Annotated in this window: 9 protein-coding genes; 5 read left to right on the top strand and 4 right to left on the bottom strand. The window is 69.3% G+C overall.

What is annotated here, in order from left to right:
- The 3 genes from VH112_12500 to VH112_12490 form a co-directional block, all read left to right on the top strand.
- Positions 1–267: hypothetical protein (locus VH112_12500; GenBank protein HEX4541054.1), on the top strand; the 267-nt coding region annotated here is incomplete at its 5' end.
- Positions 268–788: 521 nt separating this feature from the next.
- Positions 789–2,141 carry a hypothetical protein gene (locus tag VH112_12495; protein ID HEX4541053.1) on the top strand — a complete coding sequence of 451 codons (1,353 nt, stop codon included), beginning with the start codon at positions 789–791 and terminating at the stop codon, positions 2,139–2,141.
- A gap of 122 nt (positions 2,142–2,263) precedes the next feature.
- A complete protein-coding gene (locus VH112_12490; GenBank protein HEX4541052.1) occupies positions 2,264–3,694 on the top strand; it encodes an acyltransferase in 1,431 nt (476 codons plus the stop codon).
- 166 nt (positions 3,695–3,860) lie between these two features.
- Here VH112_12490 and VH112_12485 read toward each other — a convergent pair whose 3' ends face one another.
- The 3 genes from VH112_12485 to VH112_12475 are packed head-to-tail and all read right to left on the bottom strand — an operon-like array spanning position 3,861 to position 6,701.
- A complete protein-coding gene (locus VH112_12485; GenBank protein HEX4541051.1) occupies positions 3,861–4,607 on the bottom strand; it encodes a class I SAM-dependent methyltransferase in 747 nt (248 codons plus the stop codon).
- Complete coding sequence (locus tag VH112_12480) at positions 4,607–5,770, bottom strand: FAD-binding oxidoreductase (GenBank protein HEX4541050.1); 1,164 nt, start codon at positions 5,768–5,770, stop codon at positions 4,607–4,609. Before VH112_12480 ends, VH112_12485 begins: the two co-directional genes overlap by 1 nt.
- Positions 5,771–5,795: 25 nt before the next feature.
- The gene (locus tag VH112_12475) at positions 5,796–6,701 is read right to left on the bottom strand and encodes a hypothetical protein (GenBank protein HEX4541049.1); all 906 of its coding nucleotides are present in this window, start codon (positions 6,699–6,701) and stop codon (positions 5,796–5,798) included.
- Between the two features lie 177 nt (positions 6,702–6,878).
- On the opposite strand from VH112_12475, the gene VH112_12470 reads away from it, so the two are divergent.
- Together VH112_12470 and VH112_12465 are read left to right on the top strand one after the other, a co-directional pair.
- A complete protein-coding gene (locus VH112_12470; protein ID HEX4541048.1) occupies positions 6,879–8,018 on the top strand; it encodes a hypothetical protein in 1,140 nt (379 codons plus the stop codon).
- A 73-nt stretch (positions 8,019–8,091) separates the two neighbouring features.
- On the top strand, positions 8,092–9,651 hold the full coding sequence (locus VH112_12465; protein HEX4541047.1) for an AMP-binding protein: 1,560 nt from the start codon (positions 8,092–8,094) through the stop codon (positions 9,649–9,651).
- Here VH112_12465 and malQ read toward each other — a convergent pair.
- Positions 9,648–10,695 (bottom strand): 4-alpha-glucanotransferase (gene malQ, locus VH112_12460; GenBank protein HEX4541046.1); only part of this gene is annotated, 1,048 nt, incomplete at its 5' end. The genes VH112_12465 and malQ overlap by 4 nt on opposite strands.

The following is a 10,695-nucleotide window of genomic DNA, read 5'->3' as shown; positions in this document are numbered from 1 at the left end:
GGTCTTTCCATGGTGAGGGCGAGGTCGCCCGAGAGCAAGTTGCCGGGTCAGCCCGGTCCTCGCCTCGGCGGGTTCCACCAACCCCAGCGGTTCGGTTACCACTTCGAGAATGGCGAGCTCGTCGTGGACAGTCTCGTAAATACGGGGACCTGGAAGTGGGACCATCCGAAGCCCTGTGGCGCAAAGTTGAGGGACCCCGCCGCTGTCCTCGTCCAGCTCGTGGCCCGGCACATGGCGGCCGGCAAACATCAGGTCCGGCTCCCGTGAGTCACCCGTGAGTCAGCGGGCGGCAATCCACGGCAACCTCTGGTGACTAGCGGAAGGGTCGAATCGGCCCGGTGAGCAGGGGATATAGACGTTCCCGCAGGTCGGCCGGATATGCCTCTCCCAGCCTTCCAAGCTGGTGACGGGGGTTCGATTCCCCTCACCCGCTCTTTGATAGGTCGCAGGTCAGCGGCCCTTTCTGCCGCCCTTGCGGGTGGGCGCCGGCGTGAGTCGGTCGTGAGTCACTGGTGGTCAGCGGCCTCTGAAACAGCCTTCAACGGGCGCACAGGGGGAGGTGTGACCAGCTTCGACAAAGCCTCGGCCAACACTCGGTCACGGTCGGCCGTGGCGTGTTGGTAGCGCAGGGCGGCAACGGGGTTCGCATGGCCGAGACGACCCATCCCTCGCTTCCCCCGTTTCTCTCCCCATCGTCCCAGGAAGACCCTGGTGGACGTCGTACCTTTGTGCTTAGCCGACGAGGAGATGATTGGATGCGGCGAGTCGCCTGCGCTTTGGGGATTTTCGTGGTCGTCCTCGCCGTCTACATCGCCAGTCCTGTGCGCCAGGAGGAGGACAGCTTCAGGGTCAACGAGGTCGCCCAGCAGATCGTCGATCACGGCACCATCGGCCTAGCTGGCACGAACACCCACGGCCCAATCTGGATCGAAAAAACCGACCACGGACCGTACTCCCGCTACCCGCTGGGGCCATCGCTGATCGCCGTCCCCTTTGTGGCCGGTGCCGACCTGGCGGGGTGGCCACCCGACACCGCGGCCCGGGACAGCCGGCTCCAGGTGATCGAGGCGAGCGCCGTGACCGCCACTACGGCCGCCCTCGTGTTCCTGCTGGCCGAGGTAGGGCTCGGTGCCCTGGCAGCCCGCAGGAGGCGCCTGTCGGCCGTTGGGGTAGCGCTGGTGTTCGCTTTCGGCACGGCGGCGTGGTCCACTGCCAGCCGAGCTATGTGGCAGCACGGACCATCGATGCTGTGCCTGGCCATCGCGGCCTACTTCGCGCTGCGCTCAAGGAAGGAGCCTCGGTTCGCCGCTTGGATGGGCCTCCCCCTCGGTGCCGCGTACTTCATGCGCCCGACGAGTTCCATCCCCATCGCCGCGCTGAGCCTGTGGGTGCTGGTCTGCCGCCGTCGCCAGCTCGTCGGCTACCTCGTCGGGCTCGGCGCGATGCTCGGGGCCTTCGTGTTCGTGTCGGAGAACAGTTTCCACATGCTGCTGATGCCCTACTACACCGACCGCCTAGCGGGCTTCCAGGTCCCTGGAGTCTCCCTAGCCGGCGACCTGGTGAGCCCCGCTCGGGGCCTGCTGGTCTTCTCGCCGGTCGTCGTGCTCGCGTTGGTCGGGGTAGTGATCGCCCGACGGTCCAGCGCGCTGGATGGTCTCAGCCTGGCGCTCATCGGGATCGTCGTTGCCCACTGGCTGGTCGTGAGCAGCGCTGGCGACTGGTGGGGCGGTTATAGCTATGGCCCCCGGGATATGAGCGACATGCTGCCGTTCCTCGTCGTATTGTCCCTCCCCGCGATCGCCTGGCTTGCCCGGCGCGCCGGCAGCCCCCAGCGGACGGCTGCCGTCTCAGGGATGGCCGTGCTCGTCGGAGCCAGTGTGCTCTTCAACGCCGGAGGCGCCATCTCGGCGCGGGCATTGCAGTGGAACAGCGATGCGCCGCTCACCCTCGGACGCCTCTGGTCGTGGCACGACCCACAGTTTCTCAGGGGCCTGTCGTGGTTAGCTCCACATGCCGACTATGCCCAGCTGCTCGCTCTCCTGGTCTTCGCTGGGGTGGCGGCCGGGCTCCTTCACTCGGCGCCGCACTTCATGAACGCGAGACGCGAGCTACGGAGCCGACTCTTTGTCTCGTCGGGCTAAGCGTCACCCTGGCTAGGACGGCGGAGACTGGCAGAGGCGGAGGACTCCGCGGTGAAATCGTCAGGCGTAGGCAACGATCACCCGCGAGTGCCCTGAGAGCGAATAACCGGGCGCTCCGGTGCATGCATGGCGGCGCAAGAGCCCGTCGTACAGTCTCTGGTGCGAGAGGGCGGGTCCGGTCGCTTGCCGAGCCCTGTTCCGGCCAATCGGACAGGAGCACCTTGCCGGCCTTTGGGTTGATCCAGCCCCCACCCAGAATCTCGCTGCGCTTGGAAGATCGGGCATCTGACCGGAACGATCCTCGTGACCCCGCTGAGGAGCGGAAACCGCAAGTTCTTGGTCGCTCGGTCGTTCTCCACTGGGGCTCGGCCATACCTGTCTTCAGAGGTGGAGAGGAACCACGAATGCTCGATGCCGACGTGCACCAAGGCGTGGGGTACAAGGATGGCCCAGCCGCAACCACCGCGTCGTCATCGAGGACCACGGCCTCGGTAGCCACTCGACGCCGACACAATGGCGTCGACGCGACGAAGGGCGTCGCCATCGTAGCCGTGGTCGCCATTCACGCGTCGTTCACCGGAGTCCGCGGCATGTCGCATATGACACTCGTCGCCTTCGCTGGACTGAGTCTCGCCGTCCCGGTATTCATGGTCCTGAGCGGAGTGTTGGCAGGCGAAGAGCTCACGCGCCGCGGACCCGTGGCGATTGGTCGACGCGTGGCTCGTCTGCTGCCCCTATATGTCCTGTGGACAGGCATCTACGTCGTGCTCAGTGACCTGAGCGGCGGATCGGACCTGGCCAAACTGCGAGGGTTCTCAGCTCTCGGTGTGCTCGTCTTTGGCGGTGCGTGGTATCACCTGTACTTCCTCCCCGCCCTCATGCAGCTGCTTCTGGTCCTGCCTCTTCTGATGGTCCTGGCCCGGAGCCGGGCGCTGGCTCGCGCTGGCCTGGTCGCCGGCGCTGTCTTTCTGGCTTTGGGCCCGGTTCTCTCGGGGTCGACGGGATTCGACAGCCACGGCCGCCACCATCATCTACTGGTTGCCGTGTTCACTTCTTCCTACCTCTTCGTCTGGCTGCCCTACGGCCTCGTCGCTGCCGCCATCGTCGCAGGGACACTGCAAGTCAGGAGGCCGGCGCTGTGGCTGGCGGCGGGCGTCACCGTGTTCACGCTGGAGGCGTTCGAGGCCTTGGCCCTGCACGCTCCCTCTACCACGTCCTATGCCCGAGGCGGTCTTCTCTTGGCCGCGGTAGGCGCATTTGCCCTGGCACAACGTTGGGCATCTCCCCCGCGATGGATCGTCGGTCTCGGTCGGTATTCGCTGGGCGTGTTCCTCCTTCACCCTGTCCTGTTGTGGGCACTGCGCCCGGTGATCCCTTCACCGATGCCGCTCTGGCTCTTCCCGATCCTCATCGCGGGGATCGTCGTCCTGTCGGCTGGAGTGGCGGCTGGCGTCCGTCGAACGCCCGGGCGATTCTTATTCGACTACCGGCTTCCGCAGCGGTCCAGTCTGTACCGAGCGGCGAGGGCTCACAACGGGACGGCGCCATCTTGACTCGGCGGCCTTCTCCAGCCGCAGGCGAGCCAAGGTGGGCGCGGGGAGGTAGCCAACGGCCTCAACAGCGCTGATCGTGCGTTTGCCTTGGGGCAGGCCGGGAGCGGTGGCGGGAGGGAGCCGCCGTGGCCCGCCATGAGCCGGTACGGGCGGCGGGAGCGCTCGTCTACCCGCCGGTCGCGACGACGAGGCGGTAGCCGAGATCCATCTCGGAGCGCTCGAGCAGGTCGGCGTGGCGCGTCGCCCAGCGCCCGGTGCGGAGGTCGCTCCGAAGACGGTCGATGCCGCGACTGGTGACGGAGGGGTCGAGCCGGGCGAGGCCGGAGATGCACGAGCGCACGGAGGCGTCGAGGTAGGCCTCGGGGCGTCGCCAATAGGCGCAGAGGAAGCCGTCCTGGCAGTCCCAGGGGACGGGGACGACCTCGACGCGGTCTGCGTCAACGGCGTCTGCCACCTGCTCGGGCGACAGGTCGGGTCCGTAGTCGAGTGCCGCGACCTCGGGCAGGTACTCCCGCACGAGCCAGAAGCTCTGCTCGAGCGCGACGTCGAAACAGAGGACGAGTCGCCGCCGCGCCACCCGGCGGAGCTCGGCCAGCCCGTGGGTCTTGTCCGACCAGTGGTGGAGGCTCAGGATCGCCAACGACGCGTCGAACGAGTTGGCGGGGAAGGGCAGGGCCTCGGCAACACCTCGAAGGACCGGGCCGGAGCCCGTGGAGCGCTGGGCGACCATGACCGGCGACGGCTCGACCGCGACCACGTGGCGCTCGGGCGGTTCGTAGGAGCCGGCGCCGGCACCGACGTCGACGACCCGCTCAGCGTCACCCAAGGCGGCGTTGATCTGCGCAGTGATACGAGGATCAGGACGACGGTGGCGGGCATACGATCGCCCGATGTCGTCGTAGCGGTGCGACATCAGCCGAAGCGTGCCAGCTCGAGACCACCCACCTCCGCGGGCTGGTCGCCCGAGTCGATCCACCGGGCCAGGGCTCGACCAGTCGCCGGCGCCATGAGGATGCCGGTCCGGAAGTGTCCCGACGTCATCCAGGCGTTCGCCAGGCGCGGCACCCGGTCGACGACGGGAAGCTCGTCGGGGTGGGCGGGGCGGAAGCAGCACCAGGCGTGGGAGACCGGCACCTGTCCGACGGCAGGAAACGCGGCCTCGACATCGCGTCGAATGCTCGCCACCACCCGATCGTCGACGTCGGGGGAATGGTCGTCGGCGTCCAGCGTCCCGCCGGCGAGCAGTCGCCCCTCGTCGACCTGGGTCAGCATGGGCGACACGCAGACCGGCAGGTCCAGCGGGACCGGCTCGGTGGCGATGACGTGCCCCTTCACCAGCGAGGCCGGCACCGGCAGCACCAGGTCTTCGGCGTCGGGTGGCCCGCCGGTGGCGAAGACCACCGCACCGGGGCTCACCGGCCCGAGCGTTGTGGAGACCCGGACAACACGACCGCCACGCGTCGTCAGGCCGGTGAGGCTGACGCCAGTGGCGATGTGACCGACCCCGCCGGCCAGGCAGGCGAGGGCTCCGATGGGGTTGAGTCGGGCCTGGTCCCGCACGAGCACGCCGGCAACGGGCTGGGCCAGCTCAGGGACCAGCCGGGCGACGTCGTCGACGCCGAGCGACTCCGCGCCGGGCGGGAGATCGGCCGAGCGACCCGCCTGCGGGTCGAGCCCCAGCCAGTCCATGTCCACCAGGCCGACACCACCCGGAACCAGATCGTCGAGATCCCTCCACAAGGCAAGGCTCTGGCGACCGAGGTCGACGACGCGGGCTCGGTCGCGCACCCTCCCGCTCTCGCCGTCTTTCTCGCCGTCGCCGTCGCCGTGGGCCTCGGGGACGAGCAGCCCGCCGGCTCCTGCCGTGGCGCCGGCCCCCAGGGTCGACCGCTCGACCAGGACGATCGTCCCCAGGCCCGCCCGCTGGCAGGCCACGGCCGTCCCGATGCCGAGCATCCCGCCGCCCACCACGAGCACGTCCGGCGTGCGGGGCAGCCGGTCGGGCAGGCCGGGGTCGAGCGCTGCCTCCTGATGCTCGTCCAGCAGATCTCGCCACAAGGGGTAGTGGACGGTCACCGTCAGGTCTGTTCCCGGCAGCCCATCAGCGAGGAAGACGCACCTCGACCCGCACACCCTCGTCGGCCGGTTGCACTTCGAGCCTGCCCCCAGCGCGAGATGCAGCGGTGGCCAGTCGCGAGAGATCGTCGGCCGTCTCGGCGGCGGCGGTGGCGACCGCGACGGCCAGCTCGTCGTCGGCCTCGATGCTGACGGTCAGCTCGAGACCCCCGCGGGCGAGGGCGCGCAACAGCTCGCCGGCGAGCCTGGTGAGGATGATGGCGGTGGCGGGGTCGGCCGTGACGGGCTGCGCGGGGGTGGCGATGCGGCCCGGCGTCCCCACGACCTCCCGTATGACCTCCAGCTCGACCGCCACCGCGGCGGCGAGGTCCGTGCCGTCCGTCCCGTCCCAACCGGCCGGCATGGGCATGGCGAGACCGCCGATCGCGTTCCACTCCCGTTCGAGCCGAAGCCGCTCGAGCTCCCAGAGGGCATCGGCGACATCGGCGACGGCCACGACCCCGGACCCATCCGGCTCCGCCGGCTGCTCCGGCGCGTCGGCAGCCTTCTTGGCGCGGCGTCCGGCCCGAGCAGCACGTTTGTCCGCGTCCGCGGCGCGTCGCTCCGCCTCGTCGGCGTGGCGCCGGGCCTGTTCGACGCTGAGCTGCGACTCGGCTGCCCGGCCCTCGGCCGCCGCCATCTCGGCGCGGGCTTGTCGCAGGGCTGCATCGGCGGTGGCAGCCGCGTCGGCGGCCTCGGCCCGCTGCCCCGCCTCCTCCTCGGCCCGCGCTTCTGCCGCACGGAGCTGCTCCGCGGTCCTTCCGAGCTCCACCTCGAGTCGCTCCAGCCGCGACAGCTCGTCCGCCGCCGCGGCTGAGCGCCGGAGGAGGAGAAACAGCAACACCAAGGCCGTCAGACCCACGGCGACAGTCACGCCCAGCACTGCGGTCATGGAACACGAACGTAGCGTGCGGGGGCTCTCGAGTGGACCTGGATGATCGAGCGGCGTCGGTCCGGGTGAACCGACATGGAACAGTCAGCAAACTCTTTCGAGGGGCGTGCAGCCCCTGGGCCGTCCGGGGTAGAGCGCACCAGTCATATGGAGCCCTCCAACGACCTGGGAGGTCGAATGCCGCTTCGGACGCGTTGGCACATCGCGCAGGCAACGAGCATTGGCGCTGCCGCCCTGGCTGCTGCCGCCGGCATCGGTGGACCCGCCAGTGCGGCGTCGACCCGCCCCAACACCCTGCCGGCGCACACGTTCGCGTCGGCTACAGCATCCGCCACCCAGCCCGACGACATCACGCTGATGGAGGGCCACATATTCGTCGGCTTTGCCAACGGCATCGCACCCGACGGCACGCCCGGCCCGCTCGGTTCGAAGAGCACAGTGGTGGAGTACCGCACGGACGGCACCGTCGCCCACACCTTCTCGCTCACCGGCAAGGTCGACGGGCTGACGGCGGACCCGCAGGACGGGCGTCTCATCGTCACCGTGAACGAGGACCTCAACTCGAGTCTGTACGTCGTGCGCCCGGACGCCGACCCGCCTGGCCAGGTCGTCCACTACTCCTACGACCCCAGCCCGGCCGAGCCCAACTCGTCTCCGCCGCCGTCGACGGCGGGAGGCACGGACAGCATCGCCATCAGTCACGGCCACATCTTCGTGACTCACTCCAACCCGGGTCAGGCGAGCTCGGCGGCCACCTATGAGGCCGATCTCGACCCCGACTCGCACATCGCCCATCTCCGCCCCGTGTTCGCCGACAACGCGACCGCCACCGATGCGGTCACGAAGCAGAAGGTGACCCTCGGTCTGACGGACCCCGACTCCAATCGGTTCCTCCCTTCGTCCAGCCCCAGGTTCGCCGGCCAGCTCGCCCAGGTGGCGCAGGCCGACGGCCAGGTCGTCTTCGTCGATCATGCGACCACGCCTTCGCCCGGCCTCACCCGCCTCAATCTCCGAAACAGCCCGGCGTCGTCCGCTCCTCCCCCGGTCGACGACATTGCCGTCGCCACCGCTGAGCAAGGCACGCTCTACGTGACGGACCCGACCGGGACGATCACCGCGCTCTCCACGGCCGGACTACCCGCGGGGACCGTGTTCGCCGCCGAGGCCAAGGACACGGGCACGCCCCTCCTGGGAACGCTCGACCTGGCAACCGGGGTGATCACGCCGCTGGGTAACACCTTCACCAACCCGCACGGGCTGCTCTTCGTGCCCTCCCACCCCGACTCCGGGAACGACGGCTCTCAGGGCGACGCCTGAGGCACGAGCCGCCGCGGCATCCCGACCGATGGTCGGCCCCGCCTCCGCGGGGACGCAGTTGTAGCCTCTAGGCGTGAAGGAGCTCATCTACCACCGCCAACTCCTGCCCGCTCTGGGTCGCTATGCCGACCGGGTTGGCTTCCACGACGAGGACTACCACGCCACGTGGGCGACACACGGCGACCGGGTCCTCCGTCTGGCCAGCGCCATGCGCAATGAGCTGGGGCTGCGCCAGGGAGAGCGGTTCGCCGTCCTGGCCGTCAACAGCCACCGCTACCTCGAGCTGTTCCACGCCGGGTTCCTGGGCGCCGGGGTGATCAACCCGCTCAACCTCCGCCTGGCCGCCAAGGAGCTGGCCTTCATCCTGAACGATTCGGGCACCGAGGTGATCTTCACCGACTGGCTGTTCTCCGGCCTGCTCGAGCAGGCCCGACCCGAGCTCAAGCACCTGCGCCAGGTGGTGCTCATGGGCGAGGGCGACGTGCCCCACGACGTGAGCTACGAGGACCTGCTCGAGGCGGGCAAGCCCGAGGTCCCGCCCGAGCCCGAGGAGGAGGATCCTGCGGTCCTCATGTACACCGGAGGCACGACCGGGCTGCCCAAGGGCGTCGTGCTCAGCCAGCGGGCTGAGATGCTCAACCTGTACCACGTCGCCATCGCCATCGGGCTCGGCCAGGACCGCATCTACCTGCACCAGACGCCGATGTTCCACGCCGCGTCCATGGCTGCCATCCTGGGCATCCCGGCCAGCGGGGGCGAGTCGGTGTTCGTGCCCCTGTTCAAGGCCGATCACGTGCTCGAGGTCATCGAGCAGTACCACGTCAACCAGACGGTGATGGTCCCGACGATGATCGCCATGCTGCTCAACGACCCCAACTTCTCTCCTGAGCGGGTGGCCAGCCTCAAGACCCTGACCTACGGGGCCTCGCCCATGCCATCCGCCCTGCTGAAGCGGGTCTTCGAAGCCCTTCCGCACGTCGACCTCTCGCAGGGCTACGGCATGACCGAGTCGTCGTCGGTTCTCACGTTCCTCGACGAGAACGACCACCGGCGCGGCGGAGACATCACACACTCCGCCGGGCGGCCGCTGTGGGGCGTCGATGTGAGCATCCAGGACGCCGAGGGCCATATCCTCCCGTCCGGCGAGCAGGGGGAGGTCTGCGCCCGGGCCGGCAACATCATGGACTCCTACTGGAACCGGCCCGACGAGACCGAGGAGGCGTTCCGCGGCGGCTGGTACCACACCGGCGACATGGGGAGGCTCGACCCGGAGGGCTACCTGTTCCTGGTCGACCGGGTGAAGGACATGATCGTCACCGGAGGCGAGAACGTCTACTCCGTCGAGGTGGAAGAGGCCGTCGGCAGCCACCCGGCGGTCGACCAGGTCGCCGTCATCGGCATCCCCAACGAGACATGGGGCGAGCAGGTGCACGCCATCGTGGTGCTCAAGAAGGGGGCCTCGGCCACCGCTGACGAGCTGATCAAGCACGCGCACGGCCGCATCGCCGGGTACAAGGTCCCCAAGTCGGTGGAGTTTCGCTCCGAGCCGATCCCGCTGTCGGGGGCGATGAAGCCGCTCAAGCGGGAGCTGCGCAAGCCCTACTGGGAAGGCAAGGCGACCGCCATCAGCTAGAGGCGCGAGCGCCCCCGTCGCGAGCGCATGGCCTCGGCCACGGCGACGACGCGGGGATCCGAGAGTGCCTGCTCGAGCGGGACGGGCAGAGCCAGGGACCAGTTCGGCCAGCCGTCGATGGTGCCGGGCATGTTCGGTCGCTCCTCGACCCCGAGAGCATCCTCGAGGGACGCCGTGACCACCATGCTCGCCGCCTCCGCCAGCAGTCGGTGGGCGGCGACGATCACCTCCTCCAACGGAACGTCGTCCGCAAGGCCCAGCAGCGCCTGCAACCGGGACCGGATGCCGTCGACAGCCGCGGCATCGGGCTCGAGGCCCAGTCGCTGCTGGGCGGACAAGTCGGCACCCGTCCACAACCCGGCGACGGTCGGAAGATCGTGGGTGCCGATCGACGCCATCGATCGGGCCGGGAAGTCGGCCGGGCTGTCCTCCTCGAACCACAGCACCCGGGACGACAGCACGTTCCGCCTGGCCAGCTCCTCCCTCACGAATGGCTCGACGGTGCCGAGGTCCTCCCCCACGACGAAGGCCCCGGCCCGATCGCTCTCCAGGGCCAGGATGCCGAGGAGGTCGTCCGACGGGTACCGGACGTAGGCACCCTGCCGCGCATCCGCCTCGACGGGGACCCAGTACTGGCGAAAGAGCCCGATGACGTGGTCCACCCGCAGCCCACCGCCGGCCCGCAGGTTGGCTCGGAGGGTCCGGACGAATGGCTCGTAGCCGGCGGCCCGCAGCTTCCAGGGGTCGAAGGGTGGGAGGCCCCAGTCCTGCCCGAGCCGGTTGAACGCGTCGGGCGGAGCACCGATCGCCATGCCGGGGGCGAGCAAGTCCTGCCACATCCAGGCGTCGGCCCCGTTCGGATCGACACCCACGGCAAGGTCCTGCACGAGGTCGACAACCGCTCCCGCACTCGCCAGCTGACGGTCGAGCAGCCACTGCAACCACTGGTGGAACCGGACGCGGCCTCGATGTCGGGACGCGAAGGCCGACACGCCCATGCCCTCGGGATGGCGTACGTCCGCTGGCCATTGCGGCCAGGCTCCG

The organism is Acidimicrobiales bacterium (assembly GCA_036270875.1).
GTDB lineage: Bacteria > Actinomycetota > Acidimicrobiia > Acidimicrobiales > AC-9 > AC-9.
Note: the sequence above shows the minus strand (reverse complement) of the source record. Positions and strands in the feature narration are given on the sequence as shown.